The following is a 19,809-nucleotide window of genomic DNA, read 5'->3' as shown; positions in this document are numbered from 1 at the left end:
CCGTCGCGCCGACGCCACGCCAGAGGGGCCGCAGCCGTTTCGGGCTGCGGCCCCTCTGGCGTGGCACCGGGCCGCGGTCCGGCCGGGCCCGCGGCCCTCCGGGTGCCGGGCGCGCGGGTCAGGCCGCGGCCGGCTCGGTGGCGAAGCCGTGCAGGCGGGCGATGACCTCGGTGAGCTGCCCGGCGACCTCGGCGTCGTCGGCCGGGTGCGTCTCGGCGAAACGGGTCATGGAGCCGGGGATGGACAGCTTGACGTCCTCCAGCACCTTGCCGCCGGCGACACCCACGGACTTGCGGGTCTCGTCGTGCGCCCAGACACCGCCGTACTGGCCGAACGCGGTGCCGACCACGGCGACCGGCTTGCCGTTGAGGGCACCGGCGCCGTACGGGCGGGACAGCCAGTCGATGGCGTTCTTCAGGACGGCCGGGATGGTGCCGTTGTACTCGGGCGTGAAGAGGATCAGGCCGTCGGCGGTGTTCGCGGCCTCGCGCAGCCGCGCGGCGGCGGCCGGGACGCTGCCCTCGACGTCGATGTCCTCGTTGTAGAAGGGGATCTCGGCCAGACCCTCGAACAGCTCCACCTCCGCGCCCTCGGGGGCGAGCTTGACGGACGCCTCGGCGAGCTGGCGGTTGTGCGAACCGGCGCGGAGGCTGCCGACGAGGGCGAGGATACGAACAGACATGGTGACTCCCACGTAGTGAAGGACGGCTCTGAAACACCGCCGTTACAATCCGGACCGGGGTCCGCTTAACGTTTCTAGCACTCTAACCGGACCGCGGTCCAGTTTTCTTCCCGATGCTTTACGCTGGCTTCATGTCCGCCGCCCCGCCGCCCTTCCCGACGCCCCAGGAGCCCGTCGACCACCCGGAGCTGATTCAGCTCGGCGCCGCCCTGGAGGCAGACGAGCCGTGCCTGCGGGCCGACGCCGCGCGCAACCGGGCCCGCCTGCTGGAGGCCGCCGCACGGCTGGTGGAGGAGCGCGGCGCGGACGCCGTCACGATGGAGGCGGTGGCCGCCGCGGCCTGTGTCGGCAAGGGCACGGTCTTCCGCCGGTTCGGTGACCGCACCGGCCTGCTGACGGCGCTGCTCGACCACTCCGAGAAGAAGTTCCAGGCCGCCTTCCTCAGCGGGCCGCCACCCCTCGGGCCCGGAGCGCCGCCGGCGGAGCGGCTGCGGGCGTTCGGCCGTGCCATGCTGCGCCGGTCGCACGACGAGCTGGAGCTCCAGCTGGCGGCCGAGCCGGGCGCGAACCGCCGCTTCACCGCTCCGCCCCGCCGCGTGCTGCGCCACCACGTGACCATGCTGCTGCGGCAGGCCGTCCCCGAAGCGGACTGCGAGCTCCTGTCGCACACCCTGATGGGCCAGCTCGACCCGGCCCTGATCCACCACCTGACCGTGCAGTGCGGGATGCCGCTCGCCCGTCTGGAGGACGCGTGGGCCGACCTGGTGGACCGGGTGACGGGCGAGGCTCCGGCCCGCTGAGGCAGCCGCGCGGATCGCCGTGACCGCTCACGGCAGCCTCACGGATCGCCGTGACCGCTCACGGCATCCTCACAACTCCCCCGCCCGAAGGGCGCATTGAGGCTTCTGCCAAGATGCCGTACGTCATGGTGCAGATACCGAAAACGCCCGCGCCCCCGTCCCCCGCACCGTTGCGCTCCGTACCCACGAGCGCCGATGTGGCCCGCCTGGCCGGCGTCTCGCGCGCGACCGTCTCCTACGTCCTCAACAACACCAGCGCCGTACGGATCAGCGAGCCCACCCGCCGCCGGGTCCACGACGCCGCGAAGGAACTCGGGTACGTGCCGCACGCGGCGGCCCGCAGCCTGCGCGCCGGACACAGCCGGATGGTGCTGATCCCCGCGCCGACCTTCCCCGTCGGCCCGCTCTACAGCCGGTTCCTCACCGACCTGCAGGGCGCGCTCGGCGGCATGGACTACACGGTCGTGCAGTACGGCACCGGCGGCCCGCACGGCGACGAAGCCGCCCGCGCCTGGGCCGAGTTGCGGCCCGTGGCCGTCCTCATGCCCGGTTCCGGGCTCGGCCCGCGCGGGGTCGCGGTGCTCAAGCGCTCGGGGGCACGGGTGGTCGTCACCCTCGGCCCGGAGACCATCGAGGGCGCGCACGCCCTGCTCATGGACCACGACGTCGTCGGCCACAGCGCGGGCGCACACCTCTACGACCGCGGCAGACGCCGGATCGGCGTCGTCGTCCCGCAGGAGCCCGGCCTGGAGGCGTTCTCCGCGCCTCGGCTGGACGGTGTGCGCCAGTCCGTGCGGGGCACCGACGCCACCGTGACCGAACTGCCCCTCGCCTACGACGAGGAGGACGCCGCCCGCCTCGCCGCCCGCTGGCGGAGCCTCGGGCTCGACGCCGTGTTCACCTACAACGACGAGTACGCGATGCTGCTGATGCGGGCCTTGCAGGACGAGGGCATCCGCATCCCCGAGGAGACGGCCGTGATCGGCGCCGACGACCTGATGCTCGGCCGGCTGCTGCGGCCGCGGCTGAGCACGGTCCGTCTGCGGCTGCCCTCCGGCCGCGAACTCGCCGAACTGGTCGACCGCGCGGTGCGCAAGCCCGGCTCCGAACCCGAGACGCACAAGGTGATGGGCGCCACGGTGCTGCACCGCGAGTCCAGTTGAACCGGCCGCCGCCGGGCGGTGAGCCGGCACGGCACAACTCCCCGGCGGACGACCGGATCTGACGGGCCGATGGCGGGACACTCGGTCCGGGCAGCGCCCCGCGGCACGGCTAGGATGTTGCACGCTCAACAAAATGGGGACGCGTCGGAACACGGGCCGCGGCACACACGTCCGCGCCCGGCCGGGGCGTCGTCCCGCCATGTGACCGCCGAACCGGCCACGCACGCAGGGGACTTGCGCTCATCCCCGTCAGCCGGTGACCGATCGATCGGAGAGCCGTCATGCCGTTGCTCGACACCAGGACCTGGCAGCCGCGCACCCTCACGGGGCCGGGGTGCACCGTCACCGAGCCCGCCACCGGCCAAGCCCTCGGCCCCCTCACCCTCGCCACCCCCGAGGACGTCGTGGCCGCCGCGGCCGACGCCGCCACCGCCCAGCGTGAGTGGGCGCGCGCCCCGCACTTCACCCGCGCGGCCGTCCTGCGCAAGGCGGGCGACCTGTTCACGGCGCACGCCGCCGAACTGCGCGAGTGGCTCGTCCGCGAGTCCGGCTCCGTCCCCGGCAAGGCCGACTTCGAACTGCACGTCGCCGCGCAGGAGTGCTACGAGGCCGCCGCGCTCGCCTCCCGCCCGGCCGGGCAGGTCCTGCCCAGCGAGGCGCCGCGCCTGTCGTACACGCGTCGCGTACCGGCCGGCGTGGTGGGCGTGATCTCCCCGTTCAACGCCCCGCTGATCCTGTCCATACGCTCCGTCGCCCCGGCCCTCGCCCTGGGCAACGCGGTCCTCCTGAAGCCCGACCCGCGCACCGCCGTCTGCGGAGGACTGTCCCTCGCCGCGGTGTTCGCCGCCGCGGGCCTGCCGCAGGACCTGCTGCACGTGCTCCCCGGCGGCCCGGACGCCGGACAGGCCCTGGTCGCCGACCCGCGCGTGCCGATCATCTCCTTCACCGGCTCCACCGCCGCGGGACGGGCCGTGGGCGAGGCGGCCGGCCGTCACCTGAAGCGGGCCCACCTCGAACTGGGCGGCAACTCGGCCATGATCGTGCTGGAGGACGCCGACCTCGACGCGGTGATCTCCACGGCCGCCTGGGGCTCGTTCTTCCACCAGGGCCAGATCTGCATGACGACCGGACGCCACCTGGTGCACGCGTCGCTGTACGACGAGTACGTCGAGCGGCTGGCCGCCAAGGCCGACTCGCTCGCGGTCGGCGACCCGTACCGCGGCCAGGTCCACCTGGGGCCGATCATCGACTCCGGCCAGCTCGCCAAGATCAACGGCCTGGTCGAGTCCAGCAAGGCCGCGGGCGCCAAGCTCGCCGCGGGCGGCACGTACGACCGGCTCTTCTACCGGCCCACGGTCCTCGCCCACGTCGGCGACCATACCCCGGCGTACGCGGAGGAGGTCTTCGGCCCCGTGGCCCCCGTACGCTCCTTCAGCACCGCCGACGAGGCGGCGGCCCTGGCCGCGCGGAGCCCCTACGGCCTCTCCCTGGGCATCGTCACCAGGGACCCGGCCCGTGGCCTGGACCTCGCCGAACGCATCCCCACCGGCATCGTCCACATCAACGACCAGACCGTGAACGACGAGGCCGTGGCGCCCTTCGGCGGAGTGGCCGCCTCCGGCACCGGCGCCCGCTTCGGCGGCGAGGCCAACCTCGAGGCCTTCACCGAGCTGCGCTGGACGACGGTACGCGGAGACGTGGCTCCGTACCCCTTCTAGAGATCACCGTCCCTGTCCAGGTGTCCGCACGCCTTGCGTGGGCCCGGCTGCCGGGCCCCGGGCGGGTCACTCGGCCGGCTGCTGGGCCTGCTGCTCGGCGATCGCCTTGCGGACCTCCTCCATGTCCAGGTTCCGGGCCTGTCCGATGACGTCCGTCAGGGCGGCCTCGGGCAGGGCGCCCGGCTGGGCGAACACGGCGACCTGGTCGCGGACGATCATCAGCGTGGGAATCGACTGGATGCCGAAGGCCGCGGCCAGCTCGGGCTGCGCCTCGGTGTCCACCTTGCCGAACACCAGGTCCGGGTTCTCCTCGGCCGCCTTCTCGTAAACCGGTGCGAACTGCTTGCACGGCCCGCACCAGGACGCCCAGAAGTCGATCAGGACGAACTCGTTGTCCGTGACCGTCTGGTCGAAGTTCTCCTTGGTGAGCTCCACGGTGCTGCTCATGGCGTAAATCCCTCTTCCTGGTGTGGGTCAAGCCGTCGGCACAACACGGCCGACCTGGTAGGTATTCCGCGCCCCTACCCGTGTGGCCAGGGCGCACACCACCCACCAGACTGACCCCATGACGGAAACGGAAACCAACGCGTACGACGTCGTGGTGCTCGGGGCCGGGCCCGTGGGGGAGAACGTCGCCGACCGCACCCGCGCGGCCGGCCTGACCACCGCGGTCGTGGAGAGCGAGCTGGTCGGCGGTGAGTGCTCCTACTGGGCGTGCGTTCCCAGCAAAGCCCTGCTGCGACCGGTCATCGCCCGCGCCGACGCCCGCCGCGTGCCCGGCCTGAGCCAGTCGGTGCAGGGCCCCCTCGACGCCTCCGCGGTCCTCGCCCACCGCGACTACTACACCTCCCACTGGAAGGACGACGGCCAGGTCGGGTGGCTCGACTCCATCGGCGCAGACCTGTACCGCGGCCACGGACGGCTCACCGGCCCCCGAACGGTGACGGTCACCGGCCCGGACGGCGACGAGCGCGTCCTGACCGCCCGGCACGCCGTCGCCGTCTGCACCGGCAGCCGCGCGGCCCTGCCCGGCCTGCCCGGGCTCGACACCGTCAAGCCGTGGACCAGCCGGGAGGCCACCAGCTCAGCGAGCGTGCCCGGCCGGCTGATCGTGGTCGGCGGCGGCGTCGTAGCCACCGAGATGGCCACCGTCTGGCAGGCCCTCGGTGCGCAGGTCACCCTGCTGGTCCGCGGCAAGGGCCTGCTTCCCCGGATGGAGCCGTTCGCCGGAGAACTCGTGGCCGAGGCGCTCACCGAGGCAGGCGCGGACGTCCGTACCGGAACCTCGGTGGAGTCGGTGACCCGCGAGAACGGCACGGTCGTCGCCGTCACCGACAAGGGCGACCGCGTCGAGGGCGACGAGATCCTCTTCGCCACCGGCCGCGCGCCGCGCACCGACGACATCGGCCTGGAGACGATCGGCCTCGACCCCGGCTCCTGGCTGCCGGTCGACGACAGCCTCCGCGTCACCGGCCACGACTGGCTCTACGCCGTCGGCGACGTCAACCACCGCGCCCTGCTCACCCACCAGGGCAAGTACCAGGCCCGCATCGCGGGCGCCGCCATCGCCGCCCGGGCCACCGGGGAGACCCTCCTGGCCGAGCCGTGGGGCGCCCACGCCGCCACCGCCGACCAGGCAGCCGTCCCCCAGGTCGTCTTCACCGACCCCGAGGCGACCGCGGTGGGCCTGTCCCTGGCCGAAGCGGAACAGGCGGGGTACCGGGTGCGGGCCGTCGACGTCGATCTGTCCGCCGCCTCCGGCGCGGGCCTGTACGCCGACGGCTACAAGGGCCGTGCCCGCATGGTCGTCGACCTCGAGGACGAGATCCTGCGCGGCGTGACCCTCGTCGGCCCGGGCGTCGGCGAACTCATCCACTCCGCGACCGTCGCCGTCGCCGGCCAGGTCCCGGTCAGCCGCCTGTGGCACGCGGTCCCCTCGTTCCCGACGATCAGCGAGGTGTGGCTGCGGCTGCTGGAGGCATACCGGGATTCCTGACCTCCGCTTCCTCCGGCCCCGAGCGGTCCCGTTCCTCCGGCCCCGAGCGGTCCCGCCACACGCGGGACCGCCTCGGCCGGACGAGCACGACGCGCCACGCGGCCACGAGGTCAGGCGTGAGCGGGCAGTCGGGGCGTAGACAGGGGGGCCACGGTAACGCCAGGCGCCGCACCGGGCGCCTGGGGTTTTTCCGTGCCTCAGGGCATCTCGAAGCCGAGGGCCCGCGCGGCCTCCTCCGGCCTCGGCTGGGCCCAGCGCTCCGTCACCGCAAGGTTGGACGAGAGCGAACGCGACTCGGCCCGGTCCAGATACAGCACACCGTCGAGGTGATCCGTCTCGTGCTGCACGATCCGTGCCGGCCAGCCCGTGAACACCTCGTCCAGCTCGCGCCCGTGCTCGTCCTGGCCGGTCAGCCGCACCTCGGCAGGCCGCGCCACCACCGCCTGCCACCCCGGCACACTGAGACAGCCCTCGAAGAACGCGGCCCGCGCGCCGCCGACGGGCGCGTAGACCGGATTGACCAGCACCCGGAACGGCAACGGCACCCGGCCGCGCGCGATCCGCACCTCCTCCGGCACGGGGGCCGGATCCTCGATCACCGCGATCCTGAGCGGCACACCCACCTGCGGCGCCGCCAGCCCCACGCCGGGCGCCGCGCGCATGGTGAGCCGCAGGGCCTCGACGAACCGGGCCAGCAGCGCGGGCGCCAGCTGACCGTCGTAGGGCTCGGTGCCTCGCCGCAGCACCGGATCGCCGGCCGCGACGATGGGCAACGGGCCACCGACGGCCAGGAGTTGCTCGACCCGCTCGGCCAGAGGTGCGCGCTCGCTCGGAGTTCCCATCGCGTCAGGATGACACGGCACCCCCACCCCCAGCGTGACGCACGTCACACCGACCTGCCGGGAACTGGACGCCCCGCCGCCCCGACTACTGCACCGCAACGGCCGCCGCCCAGTGCGGCGGCCACGGAGACGTCCCCCGGAGAAACCCGCCGATGACCACCGCTCCCTCGACCACGACGGACGAGGCCCCGCAAGACCCCGCCCCGGCACCGTCGAAGAGCAGCTGGGCCCCGCTGCGTCCGCTCGTGCTCCGCCTGCACTTCTACGCCGGGGTGCTGGTGGCGCCGTTCCTCCTCGTCGCCGCCGTCACCGGCCTGCTCTACGCCGCCTCCTTCCAGGCCGAGAAGGTCGTGTACGACCACGAACTGACGGTCCCCGCCGGCGAGCGGAAGCTGCCGATCAGTGAGCAGGTGGCCGCCGCCCGCAAGGCGCACCCCGAGGGCACGGTCTCGGCCGTACGCCCCTCACCCGAGGCCGACGCGACGACGCGCGTGATGCTGTCCGGCGTCCCCGGCGTCGGCGAGGGCCACACACTCGCGGTCTTCGTCGATCCGTACACCGCGAAGGTGCGCGGCTCCCTCGAACAGTACGGCTCGACCGGCGCGCTGCCGTTGCGCACCTGGATCGACGAGTTCCACCGGGACCTGCACCTGGGCGAATCGGGCCGGTTGTACAGCGAGCTGGCGGCCAGCTGGCTGTGGGTGATCTCGGCCGGTGGCCTGGTGCTGTGGTTCTCCCGCCGCCGTGCGCTGCGCAAGGTGCGGGGGACGAGCGGGCGTCGCCGCACGCTCGGACTGCACGGCACGGTCGGCGTGTGGACGGCGGCCGGGTTCCTCTTCCTCTCGGCGACCGGCCTGACCTGGTCGGCCTACGCCGGGGCCAACATCGACGAGCTGCGGACCTCCCTGGGCCAGGCCACCCCGTCGGTGTCGGCGGCAGCGGGCGGTGAGCACGCCGGCCACGGCTCCGCCGCCGGGCAGGCGGGAGACGCCGCGCACGGTGTCGGCCTCGACAAGGTTCTGGCGGCGGCACGCGCGGAGGGCCTCGGCGACCCGGTGGAGATCGTGCCGCCCGCCGACGCGGAGTCCGCGTACGTCGTCAAGCAGGTGGAGCGCAGCTGGCCCGAGAAGCAGGACTCCGTCGCGATCGACCCGGCCGACGGCGAGGTCACCGACGTCCTGCGGTTCGCCGACTACCCGGTGCTCGCCAAGCTCACCCGCTGGGGCATCGACCTGCACACCGGCGTCCTGTTCGGCCTGGCCAACCAGATCGCCCTGATGCTGCTCGCGACCGGCCTCGTGCTGCTGATCGTGTGGGGCTACCGCATGTGGTGGCAGCGCGGCCGGGGCACCGCCTTCGGCAGGCCGATCCCGCGCGGCGCCTGGCAGCAGGTGCCGCCTCAGATCCTGGTCCCGCTGCTGGCCGGCGTCGCCGTACTCGGTTACTTCCTGCCCCTGTTCGGCATCCCGCTGGCGGCCTTCCTAGCGGTGGACATCCTGCTGGGCGAGATCGCCTACCGGCGGGGGAAGCGGTCGTACGGATCCGGGACTCCGGCCCGCTAGCGAACCCCCGTCGACGCACAGGTGCCCGGCTCCGTGTGGAGCCGGGCACCTGTCTGCCACGGCGGTCAGTGCTGTTCGAAGTCCCCCGCGAGCGCGGAGGCGATCCGCAGATGCGACTCGGCCTCCTCGTGCCGGTTCTGCCGCTGGAGCGTGCGGCCCAGCATCAGCCGGGCGTAGTGCTCGACCGGATCCCGCTCGACGATCGTCCGCAACTCGGTCTCCGCGCGCCGCAGTTGGGCGGAGTGGTAGTAGGAGCGGGCCAGCAGCAGCCGCGGCCCGGTCTGCTCGGGCACCTCCTCGACCAGCGCGACCAGGACGCGCGCGGCGGCGGCGTAGTCCTTGGCGTCGAAGAACATCCGCGCGCGCTCCCAGCGCTCCGCCGGAGTGCCGTGCGCGTAGTAGTTCGTGTCGTGGGGCGTGTCGTAGGTCGTGTTCACTCGGGGCCTCCTTCGAGGCCGACAACCGAACCCGTTGGTTCAATATTCCACTACTTGGTCAGGGAGGTCAGCTCGGCGTTCGCACGCTCGGTGATCAGAGCCAGCACCCGTCCGGCGACGGCCAGGTCCTCCTCCGGGATGCCGGCGTAGATCCGGGCGGTGAACGGCGCCGCCTCCCCGGCCGTCCGGGTGTACAGCTCCCGCCCGGCGTCCGTGATCCGCACGCGCGACACGTCCTCCGGTGCCAGCAGCTCCGCGGTGATCAGCTGGTCGATCACCTCGTGCGCCTCGGCCCCGTCGGTCTTCAGCGCCCCGACGACACCGTCGACGATCTGCCCGCGCTCGACCGGCCCGTCGGCCGTCGCGGCGAGCCGGAGGGTGACGGACTGCTGGAAGGTGACGTCGTGCCGGGCCAGTACGTTCTCCAGGACCGCCCGGCCGGCGTAGTGGGCCAGGGCGATGACGCGCGGATCGACCAGGGGAGTGGTGGTGGTCATGGCTGCTCCGTCTCGTTCTCGCGGGAAGGGTCAAGAGGTGCGTCGAGCAGGGCCGTCAGGTCGCGTGTGAACTCCTGCGCCCGCGCGCCGTCGAGACCGCCGAGCGGCTCCATGAGCTGCTGGAGGAGCCCCCGGACGACCTTGATCGCCCGCTCGGTGACCTCGCGGCCCTGTTCGGTCAGGGCGAGCTGCACCGCGCGCGGGTCGCGGGGATCCCGGGTGCGTTCCAGGAGGCCGGCGGACTCCAGCGCGCGGGCGAGTTTCGACACGTAGAGCGGCTCGAGTCCGGTGCGGTCGGCGAGGCGGCGCTGACTCGGCCGTTCGCCGGAGTGCTGCATGCCGTGCAGCGAGGCCACGAGTGAGTACTGCGCGTGGGTCAGCCCCAGCGGGGCGACGGCCCGGTCGACCGCCACCCGCCACTTCATCGACAGCCGCCACACCAGGAAACCGGGCGTCGGCCCTTCGGAACCTCTGCTCATGCCCGATACAGTACATGGCTACTATGTACATGGCTACTGTTTTCCTCGAGGACGAGGACGCCTGCGCACGGCACGAAGGACGCACTGACGCGAGGCCTTCCGCCGGGCTAGGTTGTGCGCCATGAGCAATCTTGAGCGCGATGCGGCACCCGCCCTGTGCGGTGGCCGCGGCTTCGTCGTCGCGGAGCCGGTGCGTGAACTCCTCAGTCCTCGCCAGGTCAAACTGGGCGAGTCCAGCGAGGTCCGCAGGCTGCTGCCCAACCTGGGCCGCCGTATGGTCGGGGCCTGGTGCTTCGTCGACCACTACGGGCCCGACGACATCGCCGACGAGCCCGGCATGCAGGTGCCGCCGCACCCCCACATGGGTCTGCAGACGGTGAGCTGGCTGCACGAGGGGGAGGTGCTGCACCGCGACTCCACCGGCAGCCTCCAGACGATCCGCCCGCGCGAACTGGGCCTGATGACCTCCGGCCGGGCGATCAGCCACTCCGAGGAGAGCCCGCGCTCGCACGCCCGTTTCCTGCACGGCGCGCAACTGTGGGTCGCCCTCCCGGACGGTCACCGCCACACCGAGCCGCGCTTCGAACACCACGCCGACCTGCCGACCGTCACGGCACCCGGCCTCAAGGCCACCCTGATCCTCGGTGACCTCGACGGCGCGACCTCGCCCGGCACGGCGTACACCCCGATCGTCGGAGCCGACCTCGCCCTCACCCGAGGCGCGGACGTACGTCTCCCCCTGGAACCGGACTTCGAGTACGCGGCCCTGTCCATGTCCGGCGAGGCCCACGTGGACGGCGTCCCGGTCCTGCCCGGCTCGATGCTCTACCTCGGCTGCGGCCGCACCGAACTCCCGCTCCGGGCGGAGTCGGACGCGGGCCTGATGCTCCTGGGCGGCGAACCGTTCGAGGAGGAACTGATCATGTTCTGGAACTGGATCGGACGGTCGCAGGAGGAGATCGAGCAGGCCCGTCACGACTGGATGGAAGGATCCCGGTTCGGGGAGGTGAAGGGGTACGACGGGGCTCCACTGCCCGCACCGGAACTGCCGCCGGTGCCGTTGAAACCGCGGGGAAGGGTGCGCTGACCTGCGGAAACGCGTCAGCATTGGTGGCCGCGGGGCAGAAGACGGTCGAGCCATTCTCGCTGTCTTCCACCTGCTTGCCGGAAGGCGTCCAAACAGCCGACTGGCCCAGGCCGGTGCGGTTGGCGATTCCACGGTGTGGCTGTCTGTGGGCGGCTGTGGCAGGACTCTTGATGACCTAATGCTGACTTTGCTGACGCCTTGTCAGGCTGGGATGCGAGGTCCTTTTCCCAGGTTCTGCGCATGTGTAGGCGTTTGCAGATCCGGTGGTGTCCGGACCTATGCTGACCCTGATGGCGGTCGAGTCAGGCGTTACGGAGGGACGGCGTCGCTCGCACTGCTGCCTTGTGGGGATGCCACACATCTCCGATGTCAGGCTGTGTGGCTGGCCAGGGGGTCGGATACGAGTCCTGCTCGCTGTTTCGCCAGCCGCTTCCCGACGCTCATCCCGCGCCTCCGGCGGTGCGCACCCGCTCTTCGGGGCAGGGCACCTCAGGAGAGCCCCGAGACCCGGAACAGCTCGTGCATGGTCTCGGCGTCGATGCGGTGGCCCAGTCGTTCCACGAGTTCGACACAGGCGTCCGCCGTTCCTTGGAGCATGCACCCTGCGCCACGGAGCGCAGGGTGTTGTCGCGGCGGTGCGCCAGCGCCCGGATGGTGCCGAAACCCGGCTATGACGGTCTCCAGGACCGGGTCCTGAGTACGGCGGCGGATCAGGGCGATCACCGCGGCCCCGATCACCGTGCCGCCGTCGGCGAGCACCAGGAACTCGCGGCCGACGGCACCCAGTTCGCAGCAGCCGACGCCACGGCGACACCCGCCGCGACCCGGACCAGCACCAGCGACGTCGCGTCGTTGAACAGACTCTCCGCCTGCACCAGTACCTGAACACCGGGGGGCAGAGCGAGCCGTCGGCCCGGCGCGGTCACCGCCACCGGGTCGGTGCTGGCCAGCACCGCGCCCAGCACGAACGCCATCTGCTCCTCTGCCGCACGCGATTCCACCATCGGCTCATGTACGCCTGGGTGCTGGGTACCGACTCGGGAGGTCGCGTACTCGGTGATCGTTGCGCCGACGTCAGGGCGGTGGCTGTTGCGGCCGTTTAGGTCGTCAGACAGGGAAGGACATGGGGAGATGAGCGATACCGGCCGGCCGATGATGCCGGAGGTGGTGGACAGTCCAGCTCTGCGGACACACCCGACGGGCAAGGTCGCGCGCTGGCTGCTGCGTCATCAGGTGCAGCCGGTGGGGCCGGCGGCCGATAAGGGGCATGGCGAGGCGCATCCATGGTGGAAGGTGATGTGCCTGACCGGGGTCGACTACTTCTCCAGTCTGGCTTATGTGCCGGCGATCGCTGCTCTGGCCGCGGGGGCCGTTTCGCCTCTGGCGACGCTGCTGATCGTGGCATTGACACTGCTGGGGATGCTGCCGATGTACCGGAAGGTGGCCAAGCAAAGTCCGCATGGCGCGGGCTCGGTGGCCATGCTGGAGGATCTTCTGCCGTTCTGGTGGGGCAAGCTGTTCGTCCTGGTCCTGCTCGGGTTCGTGGCGACCTCGTGGATCATCACCATCACGTTGTCCACGGCGGACGCATCTGTGCACGTGATGGAGAACCCTTTCTTCCCCTCGGTACTCCACGGCCACGAGGTCGCCCTGACCGTGACGCTGCTGCTGGTCCTGGGAGGCGTCTTCCTCCTCGGGTTCAGTGAGGCGGTCAGTGTCGCCATTCCCCTTGTCGCCGTGTTCCTTGCGCTCAACGCGATCGTCATCGCCGTCGGCCTGGTCCATGTCTTCACGACGGACGGCGCACTGGCGGCATGGACCGACGCGCTCGTCGACGGTGGAAGCGGCTTCGGTGACCTCGCCGGTCCAGCGCTGCTCGCTTTCCCTCTGCTGGTGCTGGGCTTGTCGGGCTTCGAGACCGGCGTGAGCATGATGCCCCTCGTAGCGGCCGACGGCGCCGACGCCGAACAGCAGCTGCGCTCGCGGATCCGCAATGCCCGCAGGCTTCTGACCACGGCTGCTGTGATCATGAGCGTCTACCTGCTGGCCGCCAGCTTCGCGACCACTGTCCTCATTCCGGAGAAGGAGTTCGAGCCGGGGGGCGCCGCCAATGGCAGGGCGCTGGCCTGGCTTGCCCACGAACACGTCGGTGAGGCCTTCGGCACCGCCTACGACATCAGCACCATCCTCATCCTGTGGTTCGCCGGTGCTTCGGCGATGGCAGGGCTGATCAACATCGTTCCCCGCTACCTTCCCGGCTACGGCATGGCCCCCGAGTGGGGACGCGCGGTGCGACCGGTTGTTCTCGTCTACACGGCACTGTGCATTCTGATCACCATTGCCTTCGACGCGGACGTCGATGCCCAGGCCGGTGCCTACGCCACCGGAATTCTCGCAATGATGGTTTCCGGCGCCTTCGCCGTGACCGTCTTCATGGCACGCAACCGTCGGCGCCTGAGTACGGTCGGCTTCGGCCTGCTCACCGCGGTCCTGCTCTATGCCTTGGTGGCCAACATCGTCGACAAGCCCGACGGCATCGCCATCTCCGGCTTCTTCATTCTGGGCATCATCATCGTGTCGCTGATATCCCGCGTCTCCCGCACGACCGAACTGCGGGCCGACCGTTTGGTCTTCGATCAGGCCGCCCGCCGGTTCATCGCCGACACCCTCGCCCACGACAACTCCATCAACATCATCGCCAACCGCCGCCAGGCCGGCGACGAAGCCGAGTACTCCGCCAAGGAACGCGAGCAACGCGGCACCAACCCCGTGCCGGGCCCCGCTGACGTGCTCTTCCTGGAGATCGACGTCGTCGACCCGTCCGACTTCAGCGAAACCCTCACCGTCCACGGTGTCGAAGTTGGCGGCTACCGTGTCCTGCGCGCCGAGGCACCAGCCGCGCCCAACGCCATCGCCGCCATCCTTCTCGCCCTGCGTGACGCCACCGGGGTGCAGCCGCACTGCTATTTCGCCTGGGCCGAAGGCAGCCCGCTGAAGCACATGTTCCGCTACTTCCTCCTGGGGCGAGGTGACACGGCTCCGGTCACCCGCGAGATCATCCGTGGCAATGAACCCGATCCCGACCGCCGCCCCGGCATCCACGTCGGCGGCTGAGCTCGTCACCTTCGCCCGAGTGCGGTGCATCGAATGGAAGAAAGCAGGCGCGATGACGTCCTCCATACTTGAGGGCAGCCTTGCCGGAGCCCAGGACACACTCGCCCAGCTGGATGCCGGACGCGCCCGCCAAAGCGCCGCCGTGGACCTCGCCATCCCAACCTTCCGCGACATCGCCGGCCGGGGCGGCGCTTCACCTGGCTGACACGTCCTCGGTCTGGGCCGGTCGGGTGGCGGTCACGCAGGTTCGCGGCCCAGGAGTGTGGCACGGCGGTAGTACTCGTACAGTCCGTCGAAGACCGGCTTGGTGACGGCCATGGTGTGCTCGTCGTCGCCGATCATGGACAGGCCGCGCAGAATGACGTCGAGGCCGGGGGCTTCGGGGGCGTCGAAGAGTTCGTCGTCAAGGTCGGCCTCATGGACGATCTCGGCGATGCGCTTGAGGGCGGGGTCGGCGATGAGGTCGTAGCGGCGCACGATGGTCTCGAAGCTGCATTCGCCGTGGTGGTGGCCGAGTTCGACGCCTCGCATGTCGAAGGGGGTGGCGTCGGCGGGGACTTCGGCCCGATCGGCGACGAAGACGAACTCGGCGTCGGCGTCGACGAAGCGGCGGATCAGCCAGGCGCAGGCGGCGCGGTCGATATGGATGCCGGCGCGGGTGGCCCACTTCATGCGGGGTGCTCCTCGGGTGCGGGGGCTGTGTTGGCGGGGTGCAGGGCGGCCACCGCGGCTTCGGCTGTGCGGCGTTGCGGTGGCGGGAAGTAGTCGCGGCGGTTGATGCGGCGCAGTTCGGCACGGAGTCGGCGCAGGGTGCGCTGCCGTTCGTCGTCCTCCTGGTGGCGGGCCTGTTCGGCCTGGGCGCGGACCTGGTCGTACTCGGCGGCGCGGGCGTCGGCCATGGCCTGCGCGAGCCTGCGTTCCTCGGCGAGGGCGGCCGGGTGGGCGATCCACAAGGTGGCGATGCCGCCGAAGTCGGTGACCTCCTCGGCGATCCACTCCAGTTGCTCGCGGGTGCGGGTGTCGGCGGGCAGCGCGATCAAGCCGTCACTGATCTGGGCCACGCCGAGGCGCTTGAGCTTGCGCCAGACGGTGATGCGCGGAGTCGAGGGCTCGCGCGGCAGACGGTAAGACAGCAAGACCCACTGGCCCGGGCCGCCGGGCGAAGCCGGGGACGGCTGTTTGTCGTCGGTCACGCGGGCATTCCCCGGTGGCGCTGGTTTCGCATCATCACGAGGGTACGGGGCGCACACAGAGCGGCCGTGGCCGACAGCCGCAACAAACTCTTCATGCGCACAGGAACCGCGCTCCCTTCCACGGCGCCACATCATGAGGTAACCATGGTTGCACTTTACGCATCAGGGACGGAGACCTCCGCGGATGACCGCCACCGACCAACCGGCCCCGCACCAGCCACAGGCCGATCCCGACCGCGGCGATCTCATACCCTTCTACCAGGCGCTTCGGGCCTGGTTCGCGATCTCCCTGCAGACCTTCGGCGGCCCGGCCGGACAGATCGCCGTGATGCAGAGGGCCCTGGTGGAGGAGAAACGCTGGATCGGCCAGCAACGGTTCAACCACGCGCTCAGCTACTGCATGCTGCTGCCCGGCCCGGAGGCCCAACAGCTCGCGATCTACACCGGCTGGCTGCTCAACGGCACCCGCGGCGGTCTGGCCGCCGGCACGCTGTTCGTCCTGCCAGGCGTCGTGGCGCTGCTCGCACTGTCCGCGCTGTACGTCGGCTTCGGCACGACCGCCGCGGTCACCGGCCTGTTCGCCGGGCTCGCTCCCGCCGTGGTCGCCATCGTCGCCCAGGCGGTGTGGCGGGTCGGCCGCCGCTCACTCACTCACCCACTGCTGGTGGGCCTCGCGGTGGCCTCTTTCGCGGCGCTGGCCGTCTTCCAGGTGCCGTTCCCGGTGGTGATCGTCGCCGCCGGTGCGGCCGGGTGGCTGATCGCCCGCCGGCGGCCCGGCGTGTTCAAGCCGGCAACGCACGGCTCGGGCGACGGCGGCCCAGCACCGCTGATCCCCGACGACGCGCTGCACCGCGAACGTCCCAGTCGCCGCCGTGCGGTGCGCATCCTGCTGATCGGCCTCCTGCTGTGGGCCGCCCCGGTCGCCGCCGTCGCCGTCCTCACCGGCACAGGGAGCGTGTTCACCACCCAGGGCCTGTTCTTCTCCGGCACCGCCCTGGTCACCTTCGGCGGCGCCTACGCGGTCCTCGCCTACGTCGCCCAACAGGCCGTGCAGACCTATGGCTGGCTCAGCGCCGGAGAGATGGTGCGCGGCCTGGCGCTGGCCGAGACCACACCCGGGCCGCTGATCATGGTGGTGCAGTTCGTCGCGTTCCTCGGCGCCTACCGAGACCCCGGATCGCTCGACCCGTGGGTAGCGGCACTGCTGGGCGCACTGCTGACCACCTGGGTCACCTTCGTACCCTGCTTCCTGTTCATCTTCCTGGGCGCCCCCTACATCGAGCGCCTGCGCGGAAACCGGCACGTCTCCGCCGCGCTCAGCGGCATCACCGCGGCCGTCGTCGGCGTCATCGCCAACCTCGCGCTGTACTTCGCCGAGCACACCCTCTTCACCACAGTCGACGACCACACGTTCGGCCTGCTGCACTTCGCGGTGCCCGACTTCGCCACCTTCCGCCCCATCGCCCTCGGCATCGCGCTCGTCGCCATCACCCTGATCTTCAAGGCGCGATGGAGCGTCCTGCGCACGCTCGGCATCTGCGCGGGCCTGGGCCTGGCCGCTGCCCTCGTCGGTGCGTCTGGCATCTGAGATCGACTTCCGAACACAGGCACATAAGCCGGCTGAGGCATCCCGCAGCTGCGGAAGCACACACGATGGGGCAAGCGCGAGGCGTCGACCGCAGTCGACGTCGGTCACGACGGTCCTCCCGCCACGGAGGACGTTTCGCCCACACGGGCGCGCAGTGCGCGCCGGACGTCGTCGGAACCCAGAATGTCGCGGTCCACCGCTTCCACGTCCGCCCCGCACGGCCGGTCGTCGTCCAGGCGGGGCACGATCTCCCGGATCGCGCGGTGGAGGAATCGAGGTCCTCGTCCCAGGGCGGACGGTGCGGCCAGATCCACGGCCTGGGCAGCGACCAAGGCCTCCACGGCGAGCACCTGCCGTAGCCGGATGAGGATCGTGGCCAGCCGCCGTGTCCCGAGCGCCGCATTGGTCGAGTCGTCCTCCACGGCGTCCGCGCCATGGCGGGCGTCGGTGCACACGGGTACGGACAGCATGCGGATCTCGGCGACGAGTGCCTGCGCCGTCTTGGCCAGCGGTGCGAAGCCCGAGCGCTCCGGACCGTAGGGCGAGAGGTTCGCGGGCAGTCCGCTGACGGCGGGGTCGAGCAGCCGTCGCATCCGCTCGGCGGAGAGCGACGCGGTCTGCGTCAGGGCCAGCGCGAGGGCGTCGAAGGCGAGGGCCAGGGCCGGGGTGTGGAAATTGCCTGAGGACAGGATCTCGCCGGTGTCGGGCAGTACCACCGGATTGTCGCCGCAGCCGTTGAGTTCCGGTCGCAGCGCTGCGTCGGCGAAGTCCAGCGCGGCGTGCAGCGCCCCGTGCACCTGGGCCGCGCAGCGCAGGCTGACGGGGTCCTGGACCCGTCGCGCGTGCCGGGAATCGCCCAGGTCGCCACCGTCCAGCAGAGCGAGCAGCTCACCCGCCGCGCGGGACTGACCGGGGGCGGGGCGCAGACCCAGTACCCGAGCGTCGAGCGGGCTCGTGTTCGCCCGGAACCCCTCGTAGGTCAGAGCAGTGACCGCCTGGGCCAGCGTGAGGAGTGTGGCCGCCTCGTGCAGGGCCAGGGCCCCCTGTCCGGCTGCCAGGGGGCTCGCGCTGCACAGCACATGTCCGTCTTTCGGGCCCAGTCCGGCAGGACTGAGACCGGCGTGCCGCAGTGCCGTGCCGCCGTCGAGCACCTCACCGGCGAGCTCGGCCCTGCCCTCACCGATGACGACCAGGCCGACATGAGCCATCTGACACAGATCGGAGGCGCCGATCGACCCCACCTCGGGTATCACGGGATGCACCCGCGCGTTGAGCATGGCCACGAGCAGCCGCGGGATCTCCGGTCGTACCCCGCTGCCTCCGCCCGCGATGCCGTTGACGCGGGCGAGGACGGCGGCACGTACGAGGGGGACCGGCAGCGGATCGCCGACCGCGTTGGCCCGTCCCCGGACGGTACGGACGCTGAACACCTCCAGTTCCCGGCGTGGCAGTGCGTACGACGAGCGGGTGCCCAGGCCCGTCGTCAGGCCGTACGTCGGCACCTGGCGGTCGACCACGTCGTCGACGACGGCCCGGTCGCGGGTGAGGCGGGGGAGCACCTCGTCCGCCAGCACGACCTCGGCTCCGTGATGGGCGACGGCGACGACATCGTCGTAGGACAGGGTCTGTCCGTCGACGACGACCCCTGTCATGCGAACCGCAACTTCTGGCCGAGGCCGCGCTCTTCCGCCTTCTTCAGCATGGCCGCGCCCAGCGCGATGTCGGAGAGGGAAAGCCCGCGGTGCCAGAACAGGTTCGTCTCGTCGGCGCTCTCCCGGCCAGGCTTGCTGCCGACGACGATCTCGCCCAACTCGCCGTGCAGATTGACCTCGTCGAGTCTGCCGCTGTCGACATGTGCGCGCAGCGCGCCGAACGGTCCGGCGTGCGCCTGGCCCCAGTCGTCGACGACGATCTTGTCCATGACGTCCGTGAGGGAGAGTTCGACGGCGCTGTTCGTCCCGTAGGGCACGACCAGGGAGCCCGGGGAGATCCACTCGGTCCTCAGCAGCGGCTCCGGGCGCTCCAGCCTGGAGGCCTCCACCACGATGTCCGCGCCTTCCACGCAGCTCTTCCAGTCCTCGGTCACGACGACGGGCTTGCCGAGCTCCCGCTGAAGCCGCTCGGCGAAGGCCTCACGGCTCTCGGGGCGGCGTGAGTGGACGCGGATCTCGGCGAGGTCGAAGATCCGGTCGAGCAGGCGGACGTTCCAGTACGACGTGGCACGGGCGCCGACGTGCCCGAGCACCTTGGCGTCCGGGCGGGCCAGATGGCGTGCCCCCAGCGCGGTGAGGGCACCGGTGCGCATCTCGGTGAGGGCGGTGGCGTCGAGGAGGGCCACCGGCATTCCGGTGCTCGGGTCGAAGAGGTTCAGCAGCGCCATCTCGGACGGCAGGCCCTGCCGGTAGTTGCCCACGTAGTCGCCCACGATCTTGACCCCGGCCAGGGCGAGCGGAGCTATGTAGCCGCGCAGGACGTTGAAGTGGCCGTCGAACGCGGGATCGGGCATGAGGTGGACGCGTGGCTCGATGACCGTCTCCCCGAGGCCCTGGGCCCGCAGCCCGCCCTCGACAGCGTCGAGTATCTCGATGTCGGTCAGCTCGAGCTGTTCGACGTCCGAGGCGTTCAGGAAGGTGAACCAGACCGGTTCCATG

At 71.3% G+C, this 19,809-nt stretch carries 18 protein-coding genes and 1 pseudogene; 8 read left to right on the top strand and 11 right to left on the bottom strand.

What is annotated here, in order from left to right; genetic code table 11:
- Positions 1 to 118: 118 nt before the first annotated feature.
- Positions 119 to 682, bottom strand: a complete 564-nt coding sequence (locus ABEA82_RS26745) for an NAD(P)H-dependent oxidoreductase (RefSeq protein WP_345664216.1) — start codon at positions 680 to 682, stop codon at positions 119 to 121.
- A 131-nt stretch (positions 683 to 813) separates the two neighbouring features.
- On the opposite strand from ABEA82_RS26745, the gene ABEA82_RS26740 reads away from it, so the two are divergent.
- The 3 genes from ABEA82_RS26740 (at position 814) to ABEA82_RS26730 (ending at position 4,363) form a co-directional block, all read left to right on the top strand.
- Positions 814 to 1,482 (top strand): TetR/AcrR family transcriptional regulator, encoded by a 669-nt coding sequence (locus ABEA82_RS26740; protein ID WP_345664215.1) that lies wholly within the window; start codon positions 814 to 816, stop codon positions 1,480 to 1,482.
- A gap of 113 nt (positions 1,483 to 1,595) precedes the next feature.
- Positions 1,596 to 2,645, top strand: coding sequence for a LacI family DNA-binding transcriptional regulator (locus tag ABEA82_RS26735; RefSeq protein WP_425588556.1), 1,050 nt, complete (start codon positions 1,596 to 1,598; stop codon positions 2,643 to 2,645).
- Between the two features lie 281 nt (positions 2,646 to 2,926).
- Complete coding sequence (locus tag ABEA82_RS26730; protein WP_345664213.1) at positions 2,927 to 4,363, top strand: benzaldehyde dehydrogenase; 1,437 nt, start codon at positions 2,927 to 2,929, stop codon at positions 4,361 to 4,363.
- 66 nt (positions 4,364 to 4,429) lie between these two features.
- Here the strand turns inward: ABEA82_RS26730 and trxA are convergent, their stop codons facing one another.
- The gene (gene trxA / locus ABEA82_RS26725) at positions 4,430 to 4,810 is read right to left on the bottom strand and encodes a thioredoxin (protein ID WP_345664212.1); all 381 of its coding nucleotides are present in this window, start codon (positions 4,808 to 4,810) and stop codon (positions 4,430 to 4,432) included.
- Between the two features lie 118 nt (positions 4,811 to 4,928).
- Here trxA and ABEA82_RS26720 point away from each other — a divergent pair, with 118 nt between their 5' ends.
- Positions 4,929 to 6,359 (top strand): dihydrolipoyl dehydrogenase family protein, encoded by a 1,431-nt coding sequence (locus ABEA82_RS26720; protein ID WP_345664211.1) that lies wholly within the window; start codon positions 4,929 to 4,931, stop codon positions 6,357 to 6,359.
- 197 nt (positions 6,360 to 6,556) lie between these two features.
- Here the strand turns inward: ABEA82_RS26720 and ABEA82_RS26715 are convergent, their stop codons facing one another.
- Positions 6,557 to 7,201, bottom strand: coding sequence for a peptide deformylase (locus ABEA82_RS26715; protein WP_345664210.1), 645 nt, complete (start codon positions 7,199 to 7,201; stop codon positions 6,557 to 6,559).
- A gap of 152 nt (positions 7,202 to 7,353) precedes the next feature.
- Between ABEA82_RS26715 and ABEA82_RS26710 the strand changes: the two genes are divergently transcribed.
- Complete coding sequence (locus ABEA82_RS26710; RefSeq protein WP_345664209.1) at positions 7,354 to 8,763, top strand: PepSY-associated TM helix domain-containing protein; 1,410 nt, start codon at positions 7,354 to 7,356, stop codon at positions 8,761 to 8,763.
- A gap of 65 nt (positions 8,764 to 8,828) precedes the next feature.
- Here the strand turns inward: ABEA82_RS26710 and ABEA82_RS26705 are convergent, their stop codons facing one another.
- The 3 genes from ABEA82_RS26705 to ABEA82_RS26695 all read right to left on the bottom strand — a co-directional run bounded on the left by ABEA82_RS26705 (position 8,829) and on the right by ABEA82_RS26695 (position 10,176).
- Positions 8,829 to 9,119, bottom strand: coding sequence for a tetratricopeptide repeat protein (locus ABEA82_RS26705; RefSeq protein ID WP_345664356.1), 291 nt, complete (start codon positions 9,117 to 9,119; stop codon positions 8,829 to 8,831).
- A gap of 131 nt (positions 9,120 to 9,250) precedes the next feature.
- Positions 9,251 to 9,697, bottom strand: a complete 447-nt coding sequence (locus ABEA82_RS26700) for a MarR family winged helix-turn-helix transcriptional regulator (protein WP_345664208.1) — start codon at positions 9,695 to 9,697, stop codon at positions 9,251 to 9,253.
- The gene (locus ABEA82_RS26695) at positions 9,694 to 10,176 is read right to left on the bottom strand and encodes a MarR family winged helix-turn-helix transcriptional regulator (RefSeq protein WP_345664207.1); all 483 of its coding nucleotides are present in this window, start codon (positions 10,174 to 10,176) and stop codon (positions 9,694 to 9,696) included. The genes ABEA82_RS26700 and ABEA82_RS26695 overlap by 4 nt, the downstream gene beginning before the upstream one ends.
- Before the next feature lie 121 nt (positions 10,177 to 10,297).
- Between ABEA82_RS26695 and ABEA82_RS26690 the strand changes: the two genes are divergently transcribed.
- Positions 10,298 to 11,263, top strand: a complete 966-nt coding sequence (locus ABEA82_RS26690; RefSeq protein ID WP_345664206.1) for a pirin family protein — start codon at positions 10,298 to 10,300, stop codon at positions 11,261 to 11,263.
- A gap of 666 nt (positions 11,264 to 11,929) precedes the next feature.
- On the opposite strand, the pseudogene ABEA82_RS26685 reads toward ABEA82_RS26690, so the two are convergent.
- Positions 11,930 to 12,237, bottom strand: a pseudogene (locus tag ABEA82_RS26685) (cation:proton antiporter domain-containing protein); the annotation flags it as partial.
- Between the two features lie 178 nt (positions 12,238 to 12,415).
- Between ABEA82_RS26685 and ABEA82_RS26680 the strand changes: the two are divergent.
- Positions 12,416 to 14,377 carry an APC family permease gene (locus tag ABEA82_RS26680; protein ID WP_425588560.1) on the top strand — a complete coding sequence of 654 codons (1,962 nt, stop codon included), beginning with the start codon at positions 12,416 to 12,418 and terminating at the stop codon, positions 14,375 to 14,377.
- A gap of 237 nt (positions 14,378 to 14,614) precedes the next feature.
- On the opposite strand, the gene ABEA82_RS26675 is transcribed toward ABEA82_RS26680, so the two are convergent.
- Together ABEA82_RS26675 and ABEA82_RS26670 are read right to left on the bottom strand one after the other, a co-directional pair.
- Positions 14,615 to 15,049: a chromate resistance protein ChrB domain-containing protein gene (locus tag ABEA82_RS26675; protein WP_345664204.1), complete on the bottom strand. Its 435-nt coding sequence runs from the start codon at positions 15,047 to 15,049 to the stop codon at positions 14,615 to 14,617.
- The gene (locus ABEA82_RS26670; RefSeq protein ID WP_345664203.1) at positions 15,046 to 15,570 is read right to left on the bottom strand and encodes a Chromate resistance protein ChrB; all 525 of its coding nucleotides are present in this window, start codon (positions 15,568 to 15,570) and stop codon (positions 15,046 to 15,048) included. The genes ABEA82_RS26675 and ABEA82_RS26670 overlap by 4 nt, the downstream gene beginning before the upstream one ends.
- A gap of 184 nt (positions 15,571 to 15,754) precedes the next feature.
- On the opposite strand from ABEA82_RS26670, the gene chrA reads away from it, so the two are divergent.
- A complete protein-coding gene (gene chrA / locus ABEA82_RS26665; RefSeq protein ID WP_345664202.1) occupies positions 15,755 to 17,158 on the top strand; it encodes a chromate efflux transporter in 1,404 nt (467 codons plus the stop codon).
- 104 nt (positions 17,159 to 17,262) lie between these two features.
- Here the strand turns inward: chrA and ABEA82_RS26660 are convergent, their stop codons facing one another.
- A complete protein-coding gene (locus ABEA82_RS26660) occupies positions 17,263 to 18,810 on the bottom strand; it encodes an HAL/PAL/TAL family ammonia-lyase (RefSeq protein WP_345664201.1) in 1,548 nt (515 codons plus the stop codon).
- On the bottom strand, positions 18,807 to 19,808 hold the full coding sequence (locus ABEA82_RS26655; RefSeq protein WP_345664200.1) for an ornithine cyclodeaminase family protein: 1,002 nt from the start codon (positions 19,806 to 19,808) through the stop codon (positions 18,807 to 18,809). Before ABEA82_RS26655 ends, ABEA82_RS26660 begins: the two co-directional genes overlap by 4 nt.
- Position 19,809: the final 1 nt, after the last annotated feature.

The organism is Streptomyces venetus, from assembly GCF_039540295.1.
Classification (GTDB): domain Bacteria; phylum Actinomycetota; class Actinomycetes; order Streptomycetales; family Streptomycetaceae; genus Streptomyces; species Streptomyces venetus.
Note: the sequence above shows the minus strand (reverse complement) of the source record. Positions and strands in the feature narration are given on the sequence as shown.

What these genes read in the sequence shown, in the direction of transcription:
- ABEA82_RS26745 (WP_345664216.1), bottom strand. Translation starts at nt 682, where the DNA reads ATGTCTGTTCGTATCCTCGCCCTCGTCGGCAGCCTCCGCGCCGGTTCG.
- ABEA82_RS26740 (WP_345664215.1), top strand. Translation starts at nt 814, where the DNA reads ATGTCCGCCGCCCCGCCGCCCTTCCCGACGCCCCAGGAGCCCGTCGAC.
- ABEA82_RS26735 (WP_425588556.1), top strand. Translation starts at nt 1,596, where the DNA reads ATGCCGTACGTCATGGTGCAGATACCGAAAACGCCCGCGCCCCCGTCC.
- ABEA82_RS26730 (WP_345664213.1), top strand. Translation starts at nt 2,927, where the DNA reads ATGCCGTTGCTCGACACCAGGACCTGGCAGCCGCGCACCCTCACGGGG.
- trxA (WP_345664212.1), bottom strand. Translation starts at nt 4,810, where the DNA reads ATGAGCAGCACCGTGGAGCTCACCAAGGAGAACTTCGACCAGACGGTC.
- ABEA82_RS26720 (WP_345664211.1), top strand. Translation starts at nt 4,929, where the DNA reads ATGACGGAAACGGAAACCAACGCGTACGACGTCGTGGTGCTCGGGGCC.
- ABEA82_RS26715 (WP_345664210.1), bottom strand. Translation starts at nt 7,201, where the DNA reads ATGGGAACTCCGAGCGAGCGCGCACCTCTGGCCGAGCGGGTCGAGCAA.
- ABEA82_RS26710 (WP_345664209.1), top strand. Translation starts at nt 7,354, where the DNA reads ATGACCACCGCTCCCTCGACCACGACGGACGAGGCCCCGCAAGACCCC.
- ABEA82_RS26705 (WP_345664356.1), bottom strand. Translation starts at nt 9,119, where the DNA reads ATGTTCTTCGACGCCAAGGACTACGCCGCCGCCGCGCGCGTCCTGGTC.
- ABEA82_RS26700 (WP_345664208.1), bottom strand. Translation starts at nt 9,697, where the DNA reads ATGACCACCACCACTCCCCTGGTCGATCCGCGCGTCATCGCCCTGGCC.
- ABEA82_RS26695 (WP_345664207.1), bottom strand. Translation starts at nt 10,176, where the DNA reads ATGAGCAGAGGTTCCGAAGGGCCGACGCCCGGTTTCCTGGTGTGGCGG.
- ABEA82_RS26690 (WP_345664206.1), top strand. Translation starts at nt 10,298, where the DNA reads ATGAGCAATCTTGAGCGCGATGCGGCACCCGCCCTGTGCGGTGGCCGC.
- ABEA82_RS26680 (WP_425588560.1), top strand. Translation starts at nt 12,416, where the DNA reads ATGATGCCGGAGGTGGTGGACAGTCCAGCTCTGCGGACACACCCGACG.
- ABEA82_RS26675 (WP_345664204.1), bottom strand. Translation starts at nt 15,049, where the DNA reads ATGAAGTGGGCCACCCGCGCCGGCATCCATATCGACCGCGCCGCCTGC.
- chrA (WP_345664202.1), top strand. Translation starts at nt 15,755, where the DNA reads ATGACCGCCACCGACCAACCGGCCCCGCACCAGCCACAGGCCGATCCC.
- ABEA82_RS26660 (WP_345664201.1), bottom strand. Translation starts at nt 18,810, where the DNA reads ATGACAGGGGTCGTCGTCGACGGACAGACCCTGTCCTACGACGATGTC.
- ABEA82_RS26655 (WP_345664200.1), bottom strand. Translation starts at nt 19,808, where the DNA reads ATGGAACCGGTCTGGTTCACCTTCCTGAACGCCTCGGACGTCGAACAG.